This is a genomic window from Pusillimonas sp. DMV24BSW_D, from assembly GCF_011388195.1.
Taxonomy (GTDB): Bacteria; Pseudomonadota; Gammaproteobacteria; order Burkholderiales; family Burkholderiaceae_B; genus Neopusillimonas; species Neopusillimonas aestuarii.
Genome location: NZ_CP049990.1, coordinates 1,235,884 through 1,258,979, shown reverse-complemented (window position 1 = coordinate 1,258,979; position 23,096 = coordinate 1,235,884). Strand labels below are relative to the sequence as shown.

Below are 23,096 nucleotides of genomic sequence, written 5' to 3'. Positions count from 1 at the left end.
AAAATAGACTCATTATTCCTGAATACACGTGCGCATTGTGTGCACCAAGCAAAGCCTAAACATAATCTATGAGCTCGTCTACCTCCCAAACCATCCGCACCCGTTTCGCTCCCTCTCCCACCGGCTATCTGCATCTAGGCGGGGCTCGCACAGCACTTTTTTCATGGGCTTTCGCACGCCATCACAATGGTGTATTCGTCTTACGTATTGAAGACACCGACCTTGAACGCTCAACACCCGAAGCGGTTCAAGCCATTCTGAATGGTATGGACTGGCTCGGGATGCAGCCCGATGAAGGCCCCTTCTACCAAATGGAGCGGGTGGAACTGTATCGAGACGTGATTGAACGCATGCTGAACGAAGGTCATGCGTATTATTGTTATAGCAGCCCCGAAGAAGTAGACGCCATGCGTGAAAAAGCGCGTCTGGCCGGCTTAAAGCCGCGCTACGACGGCACCTGGCGACCTGAGCCCGGTAAAACATTGCCCCCTGTGCCGCAAGACCGCAAACCGGTCGTGCGTTTCAAAACTCCCCAGGACGGCGCAACAAGCTGGAACGACCTCGTTAAAGGCCCTATCAGTATTGACAATAGCGAACTGGACGACTTGGTTATTGCACGCGCCGACGGCACGCCCACATACAATTTTTGTGTCGTTGTAGACGACTGGGATATGCAAATCACCCACGTTATTCGCGGTGATGACCACATTAACAACACTCCGCGTCAGATTAATATTTTGCGTGCGCTGGGCGGCACACTGCCTCAGTACGGCCACGTCCCCATGATTCTCGGTCCCGACGGGGAAAAACTCTCCAAACGCCATGGAGCGGTTAGCGTCATGCAATACGATGACGACGGATATTTACCCGAAGCGATGGTGAATTATCTGGCGCGCCTGGGCTGGAGCCACGGCAACGATGAGGTTTTCTCGCGCGACCAGTTCATTGAGTGGTTTGATACGCGCAACCTCAGTAAATCAGCAGCGCAATGGGATCCAAAGAAACTCAATTGGGTCAATGCACACTATATTCGTGAAAGCAGCAACCAAAGGCTGGCAGAGAAAGTGGCGCCCCGCATCGTGAAGCTCGACGGCAACCCCGAAGCAGTTGATCTGGAGGCCGTCATGGGGTTGCTTAAAGAGCGGGCCGAAACGTTGAACCAATTAGCCGAAGAGGCCATGTTGTTTTGTGGCCCCTATATCCCCGCCGACGCGGAATTAAAGCAGGAACACCTGACCCCGGAAGCGTTAACCGTGTTAGCCGATTTCGCTAGCCAGGCGGCAACACTGCCGGAATGGACAATACCGGCGTTATCAGACCTGATTAAAACGGTGTTGAAACAACACAACCTGAAAATGCCGAAGCTGGGCATTCCACTACGGGTTGCCGTAACGGGTCGCAAACAAACCCCGGCAGTTGACGCCGTACTAAGCCTGCTGGGGCGCGAAACCGTTTTAAAACGGTTGGCCGCAACGCTGGAAAACCGTTAAAAGGGCAAACGGTAATCCTTGGGCATGCGCTTTAACAAGAAGGCGCTTTGCCCTTCGCCCAGCTTAAGTTGGCCCGAACCTTGCAAAGCGTAAGGATAACGATTCAGGTAGATAGGGTCATTGGCTTCGACCCACGCTCCGTTTGACTTCAAGGTTCGCAGAACCAATTCGCCGGTAGAGCTGTCGCGTTGCCAACAGCCGGTTTCCCGCAACGACTGCGCCGGCTTACCCTTGCGTTGCAGGCGCTCGGCGTACGACATGGTTCCATCGGGGTGTAAATTCATCCAAACCTGAAATGAGCCGGCCACCCCCGCCTGATTACGCTGACCCAACCAATTACCTGCCAGATCGATATTGCCGGACGGCTCACACTTTATTTCAGACGTGTGCACCGCCTGCTTGGACATTGGGGCACAACCCACTACCAACAGCGCCGCAATCGGGCTTAAGAGCAGCGAACGAATTTTCATTCCAGACATGGCCGAATTAATCCAATACAAATAAGTAATAAAGCACTGTCAGACTATTATGTCGCCCGATAACCCAGGCGCATAAAAAACACCGTCATGACAATACATTGAGGCATTTGCAACGGAATTGCAACAACCCCCACGCGCTTGCCCTAAGACTTTTTTGAAATAAACCTTATATAGTTGTTTACCCTGCTTGCTTCGCCCTTCCCATAACACTACAATTAGTGCTTGAAACATCTCAAACCACTACATATAGTGGTTGATGACAAAAACCTGAAAGCAAAAAACTCTATCTTTTCAACGCGTTTTTTCCGCGTTTTCACGATCCACCGTTATCTGACACACGTTTTCGCCGACCACCGTCGTCGGCGGTTACAGGAGCCATCCATGCAAACAACCCTATCAGAACACCACCCTGAGACTCCGCCCAGCGCGCCCGCCGCCGAACGGAAAACCAGCGGCCAGCAAAATAGCCCATGGCAGAATTTCAGTGTCATTCGACGCAATGGTGCAGTCGTTTCCTTCGAGCCCAATAAAATCAGCGTCGCCGTCACCAAGGCTTTTCTGGCTGTTAACGGCGGGCAAAGCGCAGCTTCGGCGCGCGTGCGTGAATTGGTGGAACAACTCACTTCGCAGGTTGTTAACGCACTTATCCGCAACCGGCCCGGTGGCGGTACTTTTCACATTGAAGACATCCAGGACCAGGTTGAACTGGCACTGATGCGCTCTGGGGAACACGATGTCGCCCGCGCCTATGTACTGTACCGTGAAAAACGGGCCCAGGAACGCGCGCGAAGTGCACCCGAGCAGGCCGCTCCCAATACACCGGCCCTGAACGTGACCGACAACGGCGTCGTACGCCCTCTTGATATCGAACGCCTGAAAGAGACCATTGAAGCGGCCGGGGTCAACCTGCCCATTCAAATCGACACCGACGCTATCCTGAACGAAACTATTAAAAACCTTTACGACGGCATCCCCGCAGAAGAGGTTTATAAATCGGCTATTTTGTCGGCTCGCTCCATGGTTGAAAACGACCCGGCGTACAGCCAGGTTACCGCACGCCTGCTCTTGCATACGATCCGTATTGAAGTCCTGGGCGAAGAGGTTTCTCAAGCAGAAATGGAAACCCGCTATGCCGAATATCTGCCCAAATTCATTAAAACAGGTATTGAAAATGGCTTGCTCGACGACAAACTGGGCCAGTTCGACCTGCCCAAGCTTGCCGCCGCCCTGAAAGCCGAACGCGACAACCAGTTCACCTATCTGGGCCTGCAAACACTGTACGACCGTTACTTTCTGCACGTTCGCGGCCATCGCATCGAACTGCCCCAGATCTTTTTCATGCGCGTGGCAATGGGCCTGGCACTGAACGAAATCGACCGCGAAGCACGCGCCATCGAGTTCTACAATGTGCTGTCGTCTTTCGACTTCATGAGTTCCACTCCCACCCTGTTTAATTCGGGCACATTGCACTCACAATTGTCTTCGTGCTACCTCACCACCGTGTCCGACGATCTGGTGGGTATCTACGACGCCATCAAGGAAAACGCACTGTTGGCCAAATATGCCGGCGGCCTGGGCAACGACTGGACACCGGTACGTGCTTTGCGCAGCCATATTAAAGGCACCAACGGCGAAAGCCAGGGGGTTGTACCTTTCCTGAAAGTAGTGAACGACACCGCCGTTGCAGTGAATCAGGGCGGCAAACGCAAAGGCGCGGTGTGCGCCTACCTGGAAACATGGCACCTGGACATCGAAGAGTTTCTGGAATTGCGCAAGAATACCGGCGACGAGCGCCGCCGTACACACGACATGAACACGGCGAACTGGATTCCCGACCTGTTCATGAAACGCGTTATGGAAAACGGCGACTGGACACTCTTCTCGCCCTCCGACGTTCCCGACCTGCACGACAAATACGGCCAGGAGTTCGAGGCTGCTTATATTGGCTACGAAGAAAAAGCTGCCCGTGGCGAGCTGCCGCTACACAAAACCATTCCGGCCGTTAACCTGTGGCGCAAAATGCTGTCGATGTTGTTTGAAACCGGCCACCCATGGCTCACTTTCAAAGACCCTTGCAACATCCGTTCGCCCCAGCAACACGTCGGCGTCGTTCACAGCTCCAACCTGTGCACTGAAATCACATTGAACACCAACGAATCGGAAATTGCAGTCTGCAACCTGGGGTCGGTTAACCTGGCCGCCCACTTGAAGCCAGGTGCTGACGGCGCTTACGAGCTCGACCACGACAAACTCCAGCGCACCATTAACGTGGCTATGCGCATGCTCGACAACGTCATCGACATCAACTACTACGCTGTACCCAAAGCACGTAACTCCAACGTACGCCATCGTCCGGTCGGCATGGGCATTATGGGCTTCCAGGATTGCCTGCACGTTATGCGCGTGCCCTTTGCATCGAACGACGCCATCGAGTTTTCCGATCGCTCAATGGAAGCCGTGTGTTATTACGCTTACCAGGCATCCAGCAAGCTCGCTGCCGAGCGTGGTCCGTACGCCAGTTTCCGCGGCTCATTGTGGGATCGCGGCATCCTGCCCCAAGACACACTGAAAATGTTGCGTGAACAGCGTGGCGGCTATGTTGAAGTCGATGAAAGCAGCACGCTCGATTGGGATTCCTTGCGCGCCCATATCCAGCAGCACGGCATGCGCAACTCCAACTGCGTTGCCGTTGCCCCCACCGCCACCATTTCAAACATTATTGGTGTGTCACCCTGCATCGAACCCAACTACCGCAACCTGTATGTGAAGTCGAATCTGTCGGGTGAATTCATCGTCGTGAACGACGCTTTGGTGCGCGACTTGAAAACACGCGGCCTGTGGGACGAAGTCATGGTGTCCGACCTGAAATATTTCGACGGCAGCCTGGCCCGCATCGACCGTATCCCTGAAGACCTGCGCGAACTTTATGCAACGGCTTTTGAAATTGACCCGAGCTGGGTGGTTGAATGCGCTGCACGACGTCAGAAATGGATTGACCAGGCACAGTCTTTAAATATTTTCATGGCCGGTGTATCGGGTAAAAAGCTCGACGCCACCTACAAGCTAGCCTGGATTCGCGGCCTTAAAACCACTTACTACCTGCGCTCCAGCGGCGCCACTAATGCCGAAAAATCCACCGGCCGCGGCGGCGAACTGAACGCGGTTTCCAGCAATGCATCGGGAACATCTTCATCCGCTTCTGCTGCAGCATCCGTTGCAACTGAACCGGCTAGCCTCGCGCCCACTGCAAACTTGCCGGAAGCCGAAGTGGTTGGTACGGTATGCACATTACGACCTGGTGACGATGGTTTCGAAGAGTGCGAGGCATGCCAGTAAGGCATTAGCGTTGAAGCCAACAAACCAATCGGTTAATACACGAACAGATAAAAGGTAAAAGACAATGCTTTCATGGGATGACGACACACCTCAAGCAACGCCCACGCCGGCAAGCCCGGCGGCGCGTCAACCTGCTGCACCTGCGCAAGGCACAACCGCTGCGCCTGCACCGCATTACGACAATGCCGCCATGGCTCCAGCCTCGGCCAGTGAACCAACAGCGCATGCCAAACCCGCTGCAACAGTTGCCGCACCGGTGTCAACCAGTCGCGTCAGTGCCGCCGACAAACGCATTATCAACGGCCAAACCGACGTTAACCAATTAGTGCCTTTCAAATATAAGTGGGCCTGGGAAAAGTATCTGGCCACCTGCGCCAACCACTGGATGCCGCAGGAAGTGAACATGTCGCGCGACATTGCCTTGTGGAAGAACCCAAACGGGCTAACCGAAGACGAGCGCCGCATCGTTAAGCGCAATCTGGGCTTTTTCGTTACGGCCGACTCGCTTGCCGCCAACAATATCGTGTTGGGCACTTATCGCCACATCACGGCACCTGAATGCCGTCAGTTCCTGTTGCGCCAGGCATTTGAGGAAGCGATTCACACCCATGCTTATCAATATATTGTTGAAAGCCTTGATCTCGACGAGTCGGAAATCTTCAACGCTTATAACGAAGTACCTTCCATCCGCGCCAAAGATGAATTCCTGATTCCTTTCATCGATGCCATCGCCGACCCCAACTTCGAAACCGGCACGCCTGAAGCCGATCAAACGCTTCTGAAATCACTGATTGTTTTTGCATGTCTCATGGAAGGCTTGTTCTTCTATGTAGGCTTTACGCAAATTCTGGCTCTGGGTCGTCAGAACAAAATGACCGGCGCGGCCGAACAATACATGTACATCCTCCGCGATGAATCCATGCATTGCAATTTCGGCATCGACCTCATCAACACAATCAAACTCGAGAACCCGCATCTATGGACACCCGAGTTCCGCGAAGAAATTCGCGGCTTGTTCCGCAAAGCCGTTGAGCTTGAATACGCTTATGCGGAAGACACCATGCCACGCGGCGTACTGGGTTTGAATGCGGGCATGTTCAAATCTTATTTGCGCTTTATTGCCAATCGTCGTTGCCAGCAAATTGGTATTGAACCTTTGTTTGCGCAAGAAGAAAATCCTTTCCCCTGGATGGCAGAAATGATCGATCTTAAGAAAGAACGCAACTTTTTTGAGACACGTGTCATCGAATATCAAACAGGTGGAGCATTAAACTGGGAATAATGCTTGGATACTGCTGTTCCTTAAGTTAGACTCATAGCGTGCCGGGTGCTGTGCACTTTGCACGCTTGTACCATTTGAAATGGGTCGCACCCTTTTAGTGGGGGCCATATCAAATGGGTGGACGTTTCTACGATTCATTCTCAAGGAGCACACTATGGCTACAGCCAAAAAGGCAGCAACCAAGAAAGCAAAAACCGCCAAAAAAGCAACAGCGGCAAAGAAAGTAGCAGCATCGAAAAAAGCGGCACCCGCAAAAAAAGTAGTCGCGGCAAAGAAAGCCGTTGCTAAAAAAGCGGTAAAGAAAACTGCGGCTAAGAAAGCACCTGCAAAAAAAGCAACCGTAAAGAAAGCAACAGCCAAAAAAGTCGCAGCAAAGAAAACCGCAGCTAAAAAAGCGCCCGCTAAAAAAGCAGTAGCGAAAAAAGCACCTGCAAAGAAAGCAGCGGCTAAGAAAGCGCCTGCAAAGAAAGCAACCGCGGTTAAAAAGGCAGTAAAGAAAACGGCAGCTAAAAAAGCCCCGGCGAAGAAAGCCGTCGCGAAGAAAGCACCCGCAAAAAAAACAGCGGCTAAGAAAGCGCCTGCAAAAAAAGCAACCGTAGCTAAAAAAGCGCCCGCGAAAAAAGTCGCCGGCAAAGCTGCTCCGGCCAAGAAGGCCGTAGCAAAAAAAGCCCCGGCAAAAAAAAACGCTAAAAAAGTAAAAACCAGCAAAGCAGCAGCAAACGCTTCACAAACGGCAGAGGCTCAAGAAGCCACCAAAACCGTGAACCCCGCTGCTAGCTGGCCGTTTCCTACCGGAGATCGGCCGTAACGTTTTTTACTAAACACCATTCACCTTCAGGCAGCCGTCACCAAAACGGCTGCTTTTTTTATTTCTTGCAGTGCTCTTTTAGTTTCTACTTCAGTCTGCCAGACTCTCATGCGACAATGTGGCATCTTTAACTTCGATGGTGACTGATACCCATGTTTGGCAACATACTGCATTTCATCATCAACATCCTGTTCACCCTTTTCGGTATTGCACTGTTAATCAGGGCCTGGATGTTTGCAATCCGTCTGCATCCGTTCAACCCCTACTCGCAAGCTTTGCTACGAATGACCGACTGGCTGGTGGTACCGTTAAAACGGGTCATCCCTTCTTCCAGTCGCATCGACGGGCCAAGTATTGTGGCGGCGTGGCTAATTGCGCTTATTTATCTGTTACTCACATTCTTTGTGTTAACCGGTGCGCTCCCCCTAATGAACGGCTTGGCCGGTGCACTCATCGCCAGCGTTCTAACCTTGCTGAAATGGGCTTTTAACCTTGTACTGTGGCTCACACTCATTCAGGTTATTTTGTCGTGGGTGAACCCCATGGCGCCTATCATGCCGGTTCTGCAAACGCTTACTGCGCCGTTGCTCGACCCCATACGACGCGTTTTACCGAACCTGGGCGGCATCGATTTTTCCCCTCTGGTCCTGTTAATTTTGGCGCAAGTCATTATGATGGTTCTTGAAAGCATGGCTTTTTCCTTGTTCGGGGTTTAGAAACTTACGCAACATGAAAAAAATTGGCCCGGCATATCAGTGCCGGGCCAATTGAGTTCGTATTTACCGTATTCACCAAAGGGCCAAACCAGGCCCAGAACGCAGAATTACATCGGTACAACACGCGTTGGGCCATTACCACTTAAAACACGCACACGTTGCCCTGCACTGATAGGTACGTCGGCAGCCTGGGCAATAACACGTGTTTCACCGTTATCGAGGCGCACCTCAATTTCCAGGCCTTGTGTTTTATTTACCTGATTTTCTACGGTATTACCCAGCAAGCCACCCAGAATAGCGCCCCCTACAGTCGCAATAGCGCGACCCGAGCCGCCACCAATGGCATTACCTGCCACGCCGCCCAATGCACCGCCGGCAATCATGCCCGCACCACTGGATTTGTCGTTTTGGATAACGACATTGCGCACAGCCACAACGGTGCCATAGCGCACGATCTGTTCACGCTGCGCCTGATCGTAGTTGTATACCGAGCTGGAGGCCGAGGGATTCGCACACCCTGCAATAACCCCCATTGCCCCGACTAACGCCGCCACGGCGATAAGCCGCCCTGGTCGATAACTTTTACGCTGAACCCTTGCTGTCATGACAACACTCCTTTTAGATCCCGATAGAGACACAGTTTAACCGGGCAATTTAATACCATGGTGACGCTCCAGCATGGCACCGATCCGGCTGCGGTCCGGCTGATGATTTTGCGGACCACGTGATGAAATTTTAATCGCCCCCATCACATTCGCCAAACAACACGCTTCACGCAAATCCCACCCTTCGCTTAGCCCATATAAAAGACCCGCGCGATGTGCATCGCCACACCCTGTAGGATCAACGACCTCGTCAACCTGGAAAGGTTCAATATGTGTATGTTCGCCATGCACGTACAACGACGCACCCTCGGCACCACGCGTAACCACCACCGCCTGCAGGCGTGAAGACAAGTCGACCAGGCTACGCCCTGTGCGTTGCTCGATGACGCCGGCTTCATACTCGTTAGCCGTGAGAATCTGCGCAAGGCCCAACATTTCATTCAGGTCTTCACCAGAGAACAGCGGCATGGCCTGACCCAAATCGAAAATAAAAGGAATTCCGCCGGCATTCAAACGACGGGCATGAGCGAACATCCCTTCTTTTGAATCAGGCGCCACAATTCCCCATGCCGCCTCCACACCTGATACGTCGTTGTCGGCCGAGAATGACATGGCACCGGGGTGAAAGGAAGCAATCTGGTTGTTGTCGAGATCGGTCGTAATAAAACACTGGGGCGTAAACATGTCGGACATAACCCGCACGTAACGCGTATCGATACCCAGCTTGCGCATGTATTGCAAGTAATCATCGGCATCAACACCGACCGTTCCAACGGGTAAAGGATGCCCACCCAGCAAACGCAAGTTGTACGCTATATTTCCCGCACACCCACCATACTCTTTGCGCATCGACGGGACAAAAAACGAAACGCTTAAGGAATGAATACTATCGGGAAGGATATGATCTTTGAAATGCCCTTCGAACACCGCAATGGTGTCAAACGCAACGGAGCCGCATACAACAATAGGTTTAGTCATTTTGTTCCTTGATCTGGAAATACTTTTCGCAACTGATAACCATTGACTTTAAGGTCATCCACTTCAACCGGTATATTCAAACGCACTTCCTGGCCCGCTTGAAATGGCTGACCCCGTGTCTCGTCAGGCAGATAGTCACTTGGCCGGTATGTTTTTGTTGCCACAACCGCTCCCGAGAAATCGACCAGATCGAGCATCAGTACCGGCCACTGCTGCGCCTTGCCAAAGGTGTTACGCATCACAACATTTAATTGCATAACGGCTTCCGACTCCCCCGCCTGCAAAGAAGAATCCATAATTGAAATACGATCGACACGCTGAGGGTACGGCACAGTGCAGCCAATTGAAACGCACGCACGCTCCAGCAATGGGCGCACGGCGGGAGCGGATGACGCGATTTGTACCCGATACGCATATACCAATAATGCGGCCCCAACCAATAAGGCCAACACAACAAGCAATGCGATCAGGCCTCCCCAACCGGAGCTTGTCGCTTCCCGGCGATGTGTTAGGAACTCGGCACCCGCCGGCCGTCGAACACGGTCTTCACGCGGTTCGATATAAACAGACACCGGCTCATTATCCGCATTGCCGTCACCTGCAGTGTCACTGTCGGGCACGTCGTCGGGCAAATTTAGGGTATGTAAATCCACCCGCGGGGGAGTGCGCCGTGATGCGGGCGATCCAGCCTCCGCACGCAATGGTACGCTATCCGATGCCTGAGTCGATTCACGCGACGTTGGCCGGGGTGATGTGTCCGGCGTGTCTGTCGACACCACAAACTCGAAACCATCGAAAATGTTGGCGCAGTTAACACAACGAATATAGCCCTTGCGCAACTTCATCTGTTCCAGACTCGCTGGAAACACAGTGCCGCACTCAGGGCAACGGGTATTCAACTCCATAAACCGGGCCTAACCACCTATAACTGCCTTTACATTAACGTTGGCCGTGTAAACACACCCAACCTTCTCTTGACTGCCAAACCGACAATTTCAACCAGGGCGCATAAGCAGCCGCAACGTCATCAGCCTGCCGCTCAAGTACACCCGACAACACCAGCCGACCACCGGGCGCAACCCGATTTGCCAGCATGGGTGCCAGAACCTTCAGCGGATTCGACAAGATGTTTGCCACAACAAGGTCAAACCGGCCTTCCGGAAGGCCGTCGGGCAACCCTGCCTTAAGCACAACCTGATTCACCTGCGCGTTGTACTCAGTCGAACTGACTGCCTGCTCGTCGATATCAATAGCATAAACCGAACCAGCCCCCAGTTTGCGCGCGGCAATGGCCAGAATACCGGAGCCACAACCATAATCGAGCACGGTAGGTTGTCCTTGCAAATGCACTGCCAACCATTCAAGACACAAATGTGTTGTTGGATGACTTCCCGTACCAAATGCCAGACCGGGATCGAGTTCGATGGCTACCACGTTATCGGACAAGTTCAACGATGGATCGTTCACATGCCAACTGGGCACAATAACAATCCGTTCGCCAACGTGAATGGGGCCAAACTGCGATTGCGTTACCCGAACCCAATCGGCATCCGGTACTTCCCGGGTGATCCATTCGGTGTCGGGAATGGTCTCGCCGGTTGCCGCAGCCAATGCCGCCACTGCCTCGCCCGGCTCGAGATCATCGGGCAATAACGCAACCACCCGATTATTCCGCCAGGCTTGCACTTCGGGCTCCGTGCCAGGCTCACCAAAAAGTGCCTGCTCGGCGTCAGTGTCGCGCTCGGCATCTTCCACCGAAACAGACAGGACGCCTGCATCAAGCAACGCATCAGACCAGGCCTCCGCCTGCTCTTCCCGGCAATACAACACAAGTTCGCGCATGGGCCGGCCCGTTAAGGTCGCTGCGAGAGCTTATGCTCAAGATAGTGAATGCTTGTGCCACCCTCGACAAAGCGCGCATCTTGCATCAGTTCGCGGTGCAGCGGGATATTGGTTTGAATCCCTTCAACCACCATTTCCGACAACGCAATATCCATGCGCGCAATGGCCTGTTCGCGGGTATCCCCATAAGTGATGAGCTTGGCGATCATGGAGTCGTAATGCGGCGGAATCGTGTAGCCACTGAATACGTGTGAATCCATACGTACACCCATCCCACCCGGCGGATGCCAGTTGATGATTTTGCCTGGGCTGGGGGTGAACTTGAATGGATCTTCCGCATTGATGCGACACTCAATAGCGTGACCACGGAACTGAACATCTTTCTGACGCAAGGTGAACTTCTCACCAGCTGCAATGCGAATTTGTTGCGCCACCAGATCAATTCCCGTCACCATTTCGGTTACGGTGTGCTCAACTTGAATACGGGTATTCATTTCAATAAAGAAAAATTCACCGTCTTCATAAAGAAATTCAAACGTTCCGGCGCCGCGATAATTGATTTTGCGACACGCTTCCGCACACCGCTCCCCGATACGCTCGATCAGCTTGCGCGGAATATGGGGCGCGGGCGCCTCTTCGATAACTTTCTGGTGCCGGCGCTGCATGGAACAATCACGTTCACCAAGCCACACCGCATTACGCCCGCCATCAGCCAACACCTGAATCTCGACGTGACGCGGATTTTCGAGAAACTTTTCCATGTAGACTTCAGGGTTGTTAAATGCCGACCCCGCCTCGGTACGCGTCATGGCAACAGCATTCAGCAGCGCTGCTTCCGTGTACACCACACGCATGCCCCGGCCACCGCCACCGCCGGCGGCTTTAATAATGACCGGATAACCGACATCGCGGGCCATTTGCATAATGGTTTGCGGATCTTCCGGCAATGCACCCTCAGAACCTGGCACCACGGGAACACCGGCGGCAATCATGGCACGCTTGGCACTGACCTTATCACCCATTAAACGAATGCTCTCGGGACGAGGGCCGATAAACACAAAACCGCTCTTTTCAACACGCTCGGCAAAATCTGCGTTCTCGGCCAAAAAGCCATAGCCGGGATGAATGGCCTCGGCATCGGTCACTTCGGCAGCAGAAATCAAAGCCGGCATATTCAGATAGCTGTCGCGCGCGGGGGCGGGCCCAATACACACGGACTCGTCGGCCAGTTTTACGTACTTGGCATCACGATCGGCTTCGGAATGCACCACAACAGTTTTAACGCCAAGCTCGCGGCAGGCACGCTGAATCCGCAGTGCAATTTCGCCCCGATTGGCAATCAGAATCTTTTCAAACATGAATTAGCCAATAATAAATAAAGGTTGACCATACTCAACCGGTTCACCGTTCTCAACCAGGATTTCTTTGATCACCCCGGCCTTATCGGCTTCAATTTCATTCAGCAGCTTCATTGCTTCAATAATACAAAGCGGCTCACCTTCTTTTACCGATTGACCCACTTCAACAAAAGGCGATGCGCCCGGGTTCGGCGCCCGATAGAATGTGCCGACCATGGGCGCTTTAACAGCATGCCCTTGTGGCTGCGCGGGCGCAGCCGGCTGTTGTTGCGCAGATGCAGACGCCGCCTCGGTCGCAGGTGCCGCGGGTGCGACCTGAGCAACCGGCTGAACCGATTGCGAGAACTTCACGATTCTGACCTTACCGTCACCTTCCGTAATTTCCAGTTCGGCAATACCCGAGTCGGCAACAAGATCAATAAGGGTTTTAAGTTTTCTGAGGTCCATATGTCCTTCCCGAAAGACGGCACCGGCGGCAACTGCAGGTGCACGAAAAAATAATAAACAAAAACAATTGATGAATTTACTGAATACCTATTGCAGCTAATGAGCCAACGCATAACGAAGCGCAGCTTCGTATCCCGCGGGCCCAAGGCCGGCAATCACGCCTAAAGCCTGATCTGACAAATATGAATGATGGCGAAAACTTTCACGCTTATAGACATTAGACAAATGCACCTCGATGAAAGGAATGCCGACTGCAGCAAGTGCATCGCGGATAGCAATACTGGTGTGGGTATATGCCCCGGCGTTAATAATTATGAACTCGGTTTCATCGTGGCGGGCGGCTTGAATGCGATCAACCAGCTCACCTTCATGATTACTTTGAAATACCGCGCATCCTGCGTCTTGTTCAACACAAAGCTGACTTAAACGCGCGTCGATATCGGCCAGCGTTTGATGACCATATATACCCGGCTCACGAACGCCGAGCATGTTCAGATTGGGGCCGTGCAAAACCAGTATGTGTTTCGCCATTGAATACTTTTTTCGTTTTGGAACGTCTTTTTTACGCTAAAGAACGCTATTTGTCTATAAAAAGCATGAATTCAGGGTTAATTTTCGTCTCGCAACAACACGCCCCTTACAACCGGGCCAACACTTCATCGAGCGTTTCGGGCTTAACCTGACCCAAAATACGCTTAACCATCCGCCCCTTTTCATTGAAAACCAGCGTAAATGGCAAACCCCCCGCCGTGTTGCCTAACTGTTTCATTAACTCGATACCACCATACCCAACCACCAGTAAATCGTAAGTAACCTGCACTTTTGGCAGGAAGTTACGCATATTAGCAGCTGTATCCACCCCTAACCCCACAAAAGCAATATCCGGATATTTCTGGTTCAAAGCCTCCAGGTCGGGCATCTCTTTCACGCACGGCGGACACCATGTCGCCCAGAAATTCATGACTACCGGGCGGCCGCGCCAGTTTTGCAACGGTTGATCGGTGCCGTTCAGGTCGGGATACGATTGAGCAAACAGAATTTGCGCCTCACTTGTTTGAGCCGATGCCAAACAAGGAAACAGGCTCGTCGCCATACCCACAAACGCTAACGATTGCGACAAAAAATGACGACGGTTCATGATACGCCGACGCTAAGTAGAGGTTTATGCAACATCATCATAAAATTCATTTTAGCACTGCCGCCTGCCACTGCCGGCCTCACCGTCTGACTACAATAGGGGCTGGAGGAAGACCATGCACATACACATTTTGGGGATTTGCGGCACGTTCATGGGCGGCCTGGCCCTTATCGCCCGAGCCGCCGGCCACAAGGTAACCGGTTGCGATGCCGGCGTTTATCCCCCCATGAGCACACAACTTGAAGAACAGGGTATTGACCTGACTGAAGGGTTTAGTGCAGATCAACTGGCGTTGCAGCCCGACCTTTTTGTCATCGGCAATGTTGTCAGCCGGGGCAACCCCCTTATGGAAGCAATTCTCGATCAGGGCTTGCCTTATACCTCCGGCCCGCAATGGCTGGGCGAAAACATTTTGCAAGGCCAACACGTGCTTGCTGTTGCCGGCACACACGGCAAAACTACGACCAGTTCAATGCTGGCCTGGATTCTGGAGCAAGCCGGCCTGGAACCCAATTTCCTGATTGGCGGCATCGCACCGGGTTTGAAAGTTTCTGCCCGTTACGATCCTGCCAAGCCCCTATTTGTGATCGAGGCCGACGAATACGACACCGCCTTTTTCGATAAGCGCTCAAAATTTGTACATTACCGGCCCCGCACTGCCATTTTGAACAATCTGGAATACGATCACGCCGACATTTTCGCCAATCTGGAAGCCATTGAAACCCAATTCCACCATTTGGTTCGAATGATTCCTTCAAACGGACTGATCATTCGGCCCACTGATGCACCGGCGCTCGATCACGTACTGGCCCGGGGTTGCTGGTCTTCCGTGCAAACCTTCGGTCCAGACGGCATGTGGCGCTATACCCCCGGCAATCAGCCCACCCACTTCATCCCCAGCTTTCACGGCGCTTTGTACCCGCCGGTATGTTGGAACATCACCGGCGAACACAATCGTATGAACGCGTTGGCTGCAATAGCAGCTGCGCATCATGCGGGGGTCTCAATTGAGCATGCGATCAAAGCGCTAAGCAGTTTCAGTGGTGTCAAGCGCCGAATGGAGGTGCGGGGCGTCGTCAATGACATTACGGTTTACGACGACTTCGCCCATCACCCCACCGCCATCGCAACCACCTTGCAAGGCCTTCGACACGTTGTAGGCCCGGCGCGCATTCTGGCTGTAATCGAGCCGCGCTCAAATACCATGAAGCTGGGTACCATGGCGGCCCAATTGCCGCAGGCACTCGAACTGGCCGACCTCACCTTTTGCTTCGGCGAAACAACCGGCAAACACGCACTGGGTTGGAATCCCGACGAAGTACTGGCGCCTTTAGGCAAACGGGCAACGTCATTTTCCAACCATGCCGCCCTGGTAAAAGCGTTGAAAGACGCAGCTCAACCGGGCGACCACATTCTGATTATGAGCAATGGCAGTTTTGGCGGCATTCACGGCGCATTACTGGAAGCATTGGGCGCACCATGATTTTGTATCTACATGGCTTTCGCTCATCGCCCCATTCCACAAAAGCCCAAATGCTGGCAAAGGAAATGGCCAAACAAGGCCTTGCCGATGCCTGGCATTGCCCCCAACTGCCGGCCGGTCCGCAAGAAGCCATCGATTTATGTAACAATCTCATTTCGTCTCACGCAAACACACCATCCGGTCGCGATCGTGTCCCGGTCATCATTGGCTCGTCACTTGGCGGCTTTTATGCTCAATACCTGGCGCAAAAATGGTCTTGCCGTGCTGTTTTATTGAATCCAGTCATTGATGCGGCTCGTGATCTGGCGATTCATACCGGCAAGCAAACGCACTATCACAGTAACGAGCCATTCGAATTCCACGATCATTATCTGCAAGAGCTGGCTGCAATGAAAATCGGTCCACCGACCGAGCCGAAGCGCTTTTTCCTGATGGCAACAACGGGGGATGAGGTACTCGACTGGCAGGAGATGGTGGCATGGTACGCAGGCTGCCCCAGCCGAATTATTAGCGGCAGCGACCATGGCATACACGATTTTGCGCGTTGGATGCCTGAAGTCACCTCTTTTATTCTCGACTCTGGTTTGAGTCATCAAAAAACAGATTAAAACAACGTTTATGTACGTTCTTTACGAAGATAGCGGAAGCTTCAAAGCCGAAAAAATTTTTTCCGAAAACGACTCAACCATGCAGGTTGAATCGGAAAGCGGAAAACGAAGCAAAATAAAGAACGCCACGGTGCTGTTCCGATTCGATTCGCCTGCGCCGGCCGAACTATTGCAAAGTGCACAAGATTTGGCCCAAACCTTCGAGATCGACTTCCTGTGGGAGTGCGCACCGCAAGAAGAGTTTAGCGCGGCGGATTTCGCCCAGGATTATTTTGGTCACCCGCCCACATCGGTAGAAAAAGCGGCTTTGATATTCGCACTGAACAGCGCACCAGCTTATTTTCACCGGCGCGGAAAAGGCAGTTATCGACCGGCGCCCCCCGATATTCTTGAAGCCGCCCTGGCCGCAATTGAAAAGAAAAAGCGCCAGGCCGAACAACAACAGGAATGGACGGAACAACTGGTGGCCGGGCAACTACCGGAACGCATCGGCGAAGTCGCGTCTACGTTCCTGGTTAAGCCCGACAAGAACACACTTGAATGGAAAGCTTTTGAGGCTGCCGTTAAAGAACGCGGCACCACGCCTGAACAACTATTGCTCGACGTGGGCGCCTGGCCTCATCCGTTAAAACTGCACCGCGATCGATTTTTTGCGACCCACTTTCCAAAAGGCACCCAATTTCAATCTGCAGACATCCCGGAACTCAACCTTGAACTGCCGGAGGCGAACGTCGAAGCCTACTCCATCGACGACATCACCACCACTGAAGTGGATGATGCACTATCGGTTACCCCACTGGGAAATGACCAGGTTCAGATTGGCATTCACATTGCCGCCCCCGGCTTGCTGGTGAAACGAGACAATGAGCTGGACCAAATGGCCCGCAAACGCATGTCCACCGTTTACATGCCAGGCCAGAAAATTCCAATGCTTCCAGACGAGATCATTGAAACCTTCTCACTGGATGCCGGGCAAAGCCGTCCCGCACTTTCACTGTACGTTACAACCGATTTACGCAGCGGTGAGATTCTGGAAACACAGACCCGGCTGGATCGCATCACGGTTAAGGAAAATCTGCGCCATAACTGGTTGGATGCCGACGTCACGGAAGCCGCGCTGGAAGACCCTTCGGCTCCGTTACCTTATGCTCATTGGTTACGCCCATTGTGGCAATTTTCCCGCCACTTGAACGCCCAACGCGAAGCGTTGCGGGGCAAGCCCGAGAATAATAATCGGGTTGAATACATGTTCTATCTTGAAGGCGAACCCGACGACCCCGACAGTATCGTAAAACTGACTCCGCGCCAGCGTAACGCGCCGCTTGATCGTCTGATTGCCGAATACATGATTCTCACCAACAATGTATGGGGCGCCTTCATGGCGCAACACGGCGTGCCGGGCATCTATCGCTCTCAACAAGCAGGTCGTGTGCGTATGTCGACCCAAGCCCTGCCGCATGAAGCCATCGGGGTGCCCCAATATGCCTGGAGCACGTCACCGCTGCGGCGCTACGTCGACCTCATCAATCAAGGCCAAATCATTGCGGCGGCGGAACATGGCGTATCAGCCCGCCTGGTCGCGCCTTTCAAACCCAAGGAGGCCGATCTTTTTGCCATTATTGGGGCCTTCGATGCGCAATATGCGGCCTGGAACGAGTTTCAGTCGACAATTGAGCGCTATTGGTGCATTCGTTGGCTTAAGCAGGAAAAACTCACTGAGGTGACGGCCAGTGTATTACGCGAAGATCTGGTTCGTTTCGATTGCGCTCCTTTTGTTACGCGTATTCCCGGTCTGCCGACGCTTGAAAGAGGCCGCCGGATTCGCCTTGCACTTACGGGTTTCAATGAGCTGGCACTCGATGTAGAGTGCCGGTATATTGAAACGCTCGACACGGAGCAATAACGGTGCAACAAACCCCCGACAACAATTCCTATCTGGTTATCGGGCTAATCGCTTCCCTATGTTTACATGGGGCGGCCTTGTTGCTGACATTTTCAAACCTTGCCCCAAATACCCGCATGCCGGTCAGCTCACTAGAAGTCACGTTGATAAACACGCGCACCGAGGCCGAGCCGGCTAATGCACAAATACTGGCCCAACAAAACCTGAATGCCGGCGGCAACGACACAGGCGAAACTTATGCCTCCTCACCATTGCCTCGCACCCAGGAAAATGAAGTGAATGAAATTATTCTGGAGGCACTGCGCAAACGACAGGCGGAACTGGAGTCTGAACAAGAGCGGCTACTGACACAATTAATTGCAGAAACCACCACAGCCGAGCCACGCCTGCGGCCGGAGCTTTTCCAGGAGTCTCCCGACCCGGGCAACGACGACTTGAACCGCGACGCTCAGGTGCTTAACGCCAGAATTGCTGCGTTAAAAGCCCGTATCGAGGCTTATAACAGCCGGCCACGACAACAGTTTGTGGGGCCGGCGGCACAACGCGCAGCTTATGCACAATATGTCGAAGCGTGGCGCCTGAAAATTGAGCAAATCGGCACAGAGCATTACCCGCAGGAAGCACGTGGACGTATCTATGGCTCGTTACAGCTCACCGTGTATATTGACCGCGACGGCACACTGCGAAATGTTGAAATCAACCAACCCTCTTCGGAGCCCGTTCTAAATTCAGCCGCCCGGCGCATCGTACAACTGGCGGCGCCATTTCCCCCCCTGCCCCCCGACGTGGCAGCGGAAACCGATATTCTGGCCATTACCCGAACCTGGCATTTCACCAACAATGAGTTAACCACCCAATGACGCCCAACCAGCAAAACCATTCGAAAGTAAAGCGCTTTGCGGTCATAGGCAACCCTGTTGCACACAGCAAATCACCGCAAATTCATGCGGCCTTCGCCAAGCAAACCGGTATTCAATTGCAATACGATCTCTTGCCGACACCTATTGAGGCATTCGAGTCTGTTGTTGAACGGTTTTTTGCCGAAGGAGGCAGCGGATTGAACGTAACGGTGCCATTCAAAGAACGTGCGTGGACCATGGCTCAGGGCGGTTTAACCGAACGGGCAAGAGTTGCCGGCGCCGTTAATACACTTTGGTGGGGAGACGACCGCTTACATGGCTGCAATACCGATGGCGTCGGCTTGCTGGCCGACCTCCATCTGCTGGGCGTTGACGTTAAAGGGCGCGACGTATTACTGGTGGGCGCCGGGGGCGCCGCCAGAGGCGCGTGTGCGCCCATATTGGAAGCCGGTTGTACGCGACTGCACATCGTTAACCGCACAGAACAACGAGCCACTGAACTGCATCAACATATCGCGCGGGAACTACCCCACTATGCGGCGCAACTTTCTTCAGGGGGCCTCGACCAGGCGCAGGGGCTTTGGTCGATTGTCATCAACGCAACATCCAGCAGCATCAGCCAGGCGGCACCCAACTTGCCCGGCATGCAATATATGCCGGGCGCACTGGCTTACGACATGTTCTACGCGGCACACGACACGGCCTTTCTGCAAGCGGCAAAAGCAGCGGGGGCCGACCGCACAGCCGATGGCTTGGGCATGTTGGTGGGCCAGGCGGCGGCAGGATTCGCTATTTGGCACGGCGTCACGCCGGAGATTGAACCCGTCTTAACCATGCTGCGGGCTCAACTGAGCCACAGCTGACAACACGCGCCGGAGCCCCTGATGAGCAGATCAAAAAACAAGCTGATCGGCATCGTGCTACTGGCAGGCCTTTTCGCGTTCCTGCTTTACCAATTTGGCTTGTTCGTCATGGTGATCTGGTTAAAATTCCACAACCCAAGCTCCAGTGCTTTCATGCGCAACACCCTAACGCAATTACAAGCAGAACAGGCGGATGCACAAATTACTCACACCTGGGTTCCATACGACAAAATAAGCACAAACTTGAAACGTGCAGTCGTGGCGGCAGAAGACTCGAACTTCATTAACCACAGTGGGGTGGAATGGGAAGCCATACAACGCGCCTGGGAATACAATATCCGCATGTCGGAGTCCGGTTCAGAACGCGTACGAGGCGGCTCAACCATTACCCAGCAACTGGCTAAAAACCTGTTCTTGTCCAGTGATCGCTCATACTGGCGCAAGGCACAGGAGTTGCTCCTGACTTTCATGCTGGAAGCCGTTCTAAGCAAACAACGCATTCTTGAGCTGTATCTGAATATTGCCCAGTGGGGCAAAAACGTTTTTGGCGCCCAGGCCGCAGCTGAATATTACTTTAAGCGTCATGCTTCACAGCTGAACGCATCACAATCAGCACGATTGGCCGCCATGCTTCCTAATCCGGCTTACTATGACAAACGTGGCAATACCCGTTATTTGCAGTCGCGCACCCGCACCCTGCTGCAACGCATGCGAATGGTTGAGGTGCCTTGAGCCACCATTTTTCCCCCTAATCCTTAAAGCCGACGCAATAGAACTCACAGAAGTCACCGCCGTTTGTTAAGCTTACGCCTGTTTCAGCCTTACTTTTTTTTCATGCGCACTGCACGCCGTTACCTTGCCAAAGAAATCTATCGGTCCAGCATCGTTGTTTTGCTGGCTCTACTAGGCCTGTTTACATTCTTCGCGCTTATTGAGGAACTGGACAACGTCGGCACCAAGCTCACATTACTCGACCTGTTCTATCTTCAGGCCTTGCAAATGCCCACCCGGTTATACGAGCTTTTACCGATTGGATTGTTAATCGGCGCCATTCTCGCCCTGGCCAGTCTGGCTCAACGCAATGAACTTGTCATTTTGCGGGTATCAGGGGTCAGCGGGATGAAGTTGCTGCGTATGCTCTGGATTATCACCATCCCGTGGGTCGTAGCCGCATTTTTCCTTTCCGAGCTCGTCACCCCCGCCGCAGAAATCAAAGCCAGCGAAGCCACCTTGCAGCTCATGGGGCGCGCGGGTGGCGGACGGTTAAACAGTGGCTACTGGTTCAAGGAAGAAGCGCCAAACCAGGGTACCCGGATTATCAATATTTCCGAACTCAAACCCAATGGTGGGGTGGCCGGCATTACCCTGTACGAATTCTACGAAGGTCAGGAACTGGTCCGCTTCTCACAAGCCAAGCAAGGCTATTTTCAGAATGGCTCGCTTGTAATGGAAGAGGTCGCCGAAACGCAAATTAGCGAAAACGCCATGAGTGCGCTGGATGACGCAACCGCGCCCGAACAACCCTTAACCACGCTGGAAACCGTTCCTGAACGCACGATAACGACCAGCTTGACGCCGGAACGCCTGATCGCCCGCATCCTGACCCCGGAACGCATGTCGATTGCCGTACTAAATGATTATATTGCCTACCTTGAAGCCAACAATCTTCAAACCGACCGCCAAATCGTTGCGCTATGGCGCAAGCTGGCCTACCCGTTCACGCTTCTGGTCATGATCACCATTGCCGCCCCTATCGGGTTTATGCAAACACGGCGAGGCGGAGTCGGTGGCAAAGTGTTTATTGGCATTTTGCTCGGCGTCGGCTTTTTCATGGTGAACCAGCTTGCCCTGAACGTGGGCATGCTAAGCCGCTGGTCTCCATGGGTAACAGCGTTGGTCCCAAATATTGCCGCCCTGCTGCTGGCATTGGCTACGCTTATTTACATGGAAAACAAACATCAGGTCCAGCGCTTTGTACGCACACGCGGACCATGGAATAAATCGGCAACATGAGTTTCTCCCCCGCTTCCCCCCTTGCGCCCCCAACCTGGGTCATCGGCGATATTCAAGGATGCTGTTCGGCCCTGGACCAATTACTTGAACACTCTGCAGTCGTTGCCGACCACGACGCACGCTTCTGGTTCGCCGGCGACATTGTAAATCGCGGCCCTCGCTCACTTGATACCGTGCGTCGTATTATGGACATGGGCAACAAGGCGGTCACCGTCTTGGGCAATCACGACCTGAACTTACTTGCGGTAGCTGCAGGCGTGCGCAAACCTGGAAAATCCGACACCATCGCCGACATTCTCGGGGCGCCCGACGCCGACGAGATTATTGAATGGTTACGTCATCGACCCATGGCCCACTATGAACAAAACCATTTGCTTGTTCATGCGGGCGTCCTGGCACCATGGACGCTAAAACAAACCATGACACTGGCTGCCGAAGTGGAGCATGCCTTGCAGTCCAGACATTGGCGGCAACACCTTGAAAAAATGTATGGCAACGAACCCGATCGCTGGCGCGACGGCCTCGGGCCAAACAAACGTCTGCGTATTGTGATTAACGCACTCACGCGCATACGCATGTGTGACGTTAAAGGGCGCATGGATTTATCGTATAAAAACGCGCCGGGCAGCGAAGCACCCGACTACCTGATGCCTTGGTTCGATGTTCCCGACCGGGCCACACAAAACACAACCATTGTCTTTGGTCATTGGTCTACACTCGGACTCATGATTCGTCCGGACGCAATTTGCCTGGATACAGGGTGCGTTTGGGGCGGCAAACTGACAGCGCTGCGTTTAAGTGATCGCAAACTGGTTCAGATTGACTGCATCAGCCACCAAACACCCGGCTCCGCTTAAGGCCACAACCGGCGGTGCTCAACTTCATCT

The 23,096-nt window shown here is 53.3% G+C and carries 22 protein-coding genes; 13 read left to right on the top strand and 9 right to left on the bottom strand.

What is annotated here, in order from left to right:
- The first annotated feature begins 68 nt into the window (after positions 1–68).
- Positions 69–1,490, top strand: a complete 1,422-nt coding sequence (gene gltX, locus G9Q38_RS06090) for a glutamate--tRNA ligase (RefSeq protein WP_166128896.1) — start codon at positions 69–71, stop codon at positions 1,488–1,490.
- On the opposite strand, the gene G9Q38_RS06085 is transcribed toward gltX, so the two are convergent.
- On the bottom strand, positions 1,487–1,969 hold the full coding sequence (locus tag G9Q38_RS06085) for a hypothetical protein (protein WP_166128893.1): 483 nt from the start codon (positions 1,967–1,969) through the stop codon (positions 1,487–1,489). The genes gltX and G9Q38_RS06085 overlap by 4 nt on opposite strands.
- 381 nt (positions 1,970–2,350) lie before the next feature.
- Between G9Q38_RS06085 and G9Q38_RS06080 the strand changes: the two genes are divergently transcribed.
- The 4 genes from G9Q38_RS06080 to G9Q38_RS06065 all read left to right on the top strand — a co-directional run bounded on the left by G9Q38_RS06080 (position 2,351) and on the right by G9Q38_RS06065 (position 8,111).
- Positions 2,351–5,305, top strand: a complete 2,955-nt coding sequence (locus tag G9Q38_RS06080) for a ribonucleoside-diphosphate reductase subunit alpha (protein ID WP_166128891.1) — start codon at positions 2,351–2,353, stop codon at positions 5,303–5,305.
- 64 nt (positions 5,306–5,369) lie between these two features.
- Complete coding sequence (locus G9Q38_RS06075) at positions 5,370–6,587, top strand: ribonucleotide-diphosphate reductase subunit beta (RefSeq protein ID WP_166128888.1); 1,218 nt, start codon at positions 5,370–5,372, stop codon at positions 6,585–6,587.
- A gap of 154 nt (positions 6,588–6,741) precedes the next feature.
- A complete protein-coding gene (locus G9Q38_RS06070; protein ID WP_166128886.1) occupies positions 6,742–7,395 on the top strand; it encodes a histone H1-like repetitive region-containing protein in 654 nt (217 codons plus the stop codon).
- 152 nt (positions 7,396–7,547) lie between these two features.
- The gene (locus G9Q38_RS06065; protein WP_166128883.1) at positions 7,548–8,111 is read left to right on the top strand and encodes a YggT family protein; all 564 of its coding nucleotides are present in this window, start codon (positions 7,548–7,550) and stop codon (positions 8,109–8,111) included.
- Between the two features lie 107 nt (positions 8,112–8,218).
- On the opposite strand, the gene G9Q38_RS06060 is transcribed toward G9Q38_RS06065, so the two are convergent.
- The 8 genes from G9Q38_RS06060 to G9Q38_RS06025 all read right to left on the bottom strand — a co-directional run bounded on the left by G9Q38_RS06060 (position 8,219) and on the right by G9Q38_RS06025 (position 14,479).
- Positions 8,219–8,716, bottom strand: a complete 498-nt coding sequence (locus tag G9Q38_RS06060) for an outer membrane lipoprotein (protein ID WP_166128881.1) — start codon at positions 8,714–8,716, stop codon at positions 8,219–8,221.
- A 36-nt stretch (positions 8,717–8,752) separates the two neighbouring features.
- Complete coding sequence (locus G9Q38_RS06055; RefSeq protein WP_166128878.1) at positions 8,753–9,694, bottom strand: carbohydrate kinase family protein; 942 nt, start codon at positions 9,692–9,694, stop codon at positions 8,753–8,755.
- Positions 9,691–10,599, bottom strand: a complete 909-nt coding sequence (locus tag G9Q38_RS06050; RefSeq protein ID WP_166132330.1) for a zinc-ribbon and DUF3426 domain-containing protein — start codon at positions 10,597–10,599, stop codon at positions 9,691–9,693. The genes G9Q38_RS06055 and G9Q38_RS06050 overlap by 4 nt, the downstream gene beginning before the upstream one ends.
- 34 nt (positions 10,600–10,633) lie before the next feature.
- A complete protein-coding gene (prmA, locus tag G9Q38_RS06045; RefSeq protein ID WP_166128874.1) occupies positions 10,634–11,536 on the bottom strand; it encodes a 50S ribosomal protein L11 methyltransferase in 903 nt (300 codons plus the stop codon).
- Between the two features lie 11 nt (positions 11,537–11,547).
- Positions 11,548–12,894 carry an acetyl-CoA carboxylase biotin carboxylase subunit gene (gene accC / locus G9Q38_RS06040; RefSeq protein ID WP_119441221.1) on the bottom strand — a complete coding sequence of 449 codons (1,347 nt, stop codon included), beginning with the start codon at positions 12,892–12,894 and terminating at the stop codon, positions 11,548–11,550.
- A gap of 3 nt (positions 12,895–12,897) precedes the next feature.
- The gene (gene accB / locus G9Q38_RS06035; RefSeq protein WP_166128872.1) at positions 12,898–13,341 is read right to left on the bottom strand and encodes an acetyl-CoA carboxylase biotin carboxyl carrier protein; all 444 of its coding nucleotides are present in this window, start codon (positions 13,339–13,341) and stop codon (positions 12,898–12,900) included.
- A gap of 96 nt (positions 13,342–13,437) precedes the next feature.
- A complete protein-coding gene (aroQ, locus tag G9Q38_RS06030) occupies positions 13,438–13,872 on the bottom strand; it encodes a type II 3-dehydroquinate dehydratase (RefSeq protein WP_114421257.1) in 435 nt (144 codons plus the stop codon).
- Between the two features lie 106 nt (positions 13,873–13,978).
- On the bottom strand, positions 13,979–14,479 hold the full coding sequence (locus tag G9Q38_RS06025) for a TlpA family protein disulfide reductase (protein ID WP_166128869.1): 501 nt from the start codon (positions 14,477–14,479) through the stop codon (positions 13,979–13,981).
- A gap of 115 nt (positions 14,480–14,594) precedes the next feature.
- On the opposite strand from G9Q38_RS06025, the gene mpl reads away from it, so the two are divergent.
- The 8 genes from mpl (at position 14,595) to G9Q38_RS05985 (ending at position 23,066) form a co-directional block, all read left to right on the top strand.
- The gene (gene mpl, locus G9Q38_RS06020) at positions 14,595–15,962 is read left to right on the top strand and encodes a UDP-N-acetylmuramate:L-alanyl-gamma-D-glutamyl-meso-diaminopimelate ligase (RefSeq protein ID WP_166128866.1); all 1,368 of its coding nucleotides are present in this window, start codon (positions 14,595–14,597) and stop codon (positions 15,960–15,962) included.
- Entirely contained in the window at positions 15,959–16,570 is a 612-nt protein-coding gene (locus G9Q38_RS06015; RefSeq protein ID WP_166128864.1) for a YqiA/YcfP family alpha/beta fold hydrolase, read from the top strand. The genes mpl and G9Q38_RS06015 overlap by 4 nt, the downstream gene beginning before the upstream one ends.
- Before the next feature lie 10 nt (positions 16,571–16,580).
- Complete coding sequence (locus tag G9Q38_RS06010) at positions 16,581–18,473, top strand: ribonuclease catalytic domain-containing protein (RefSeq protein ID WP_166128861.1); 1,893 nt, start codon at positions 16,581–16,583, stop codon at positions 18,471–18,473.
- 2 nt (positions 18,474–18,475) lie between these two features.
- Positions 18,476–19,333 (top strand): TonB family protein, encoded by an 858-nt coding sequence (locus tag G9Q38_RS06005; RefSeq protein ID WP_228276207.1) that lies wholly within the window; start codon positions 18,476–18,478, stop codon positions 19,331–19,333.
- On the top strand, positions 19,330–20,196 hold the full coding sequence (gene aroE, locus G9Q38_RS06000; protein ID WP_166128859.1) for a shikimate dehydrogenase: 867 nt from the start codon (positions 19,330–19,332) through the stop codon (positions 20,194–20,196). Before G9Q38_RS06005 ends, aroE begins: the two co-directional genes overlap by 4 nt.
- Before the next feature lie 21 nt (positions 20,197–20,217).
- A complete protein-coding gene (gene mtgA / locus G9Q38_RS05995; RefSeq protein ID WP_166128856.1) occupies positions 20,218–20,928 on the top strand; it encodes a monofunctional biosynthetic peptidoglycan transglycosylase in 711 nt (236 codons plus the stop codon).
- Between the two features lie 102 nt (positions 20,929–21,030).
- A complete protein-coding gene (gene lptG, locus G9Q38_RS05990; protein WP_114421372.1) occupies positions 21,031–22,209 on the top strand; it encodes an LPS export ABC transporter permease LptG in 1,179 nt (392 codons plus the stop codon).
- Positions 22,206–23,066, top strand: a complete 861-nt coding sequence (locus G9Q38_RS05985; protein WP_166128854.1) for a symmetrical bis(5'-nucleosyl)-tetraphosphatase — start codon at positions 22,206–22,208, stop codon at positions 23,064–23,066. Before lptG ends, G9Q38_RS05985 begins: the two co-directional genes overlap by 4 nt.
- The last annotated feature ends 30 nt before the right edge of the window (positions 23,067–23,096 follow it).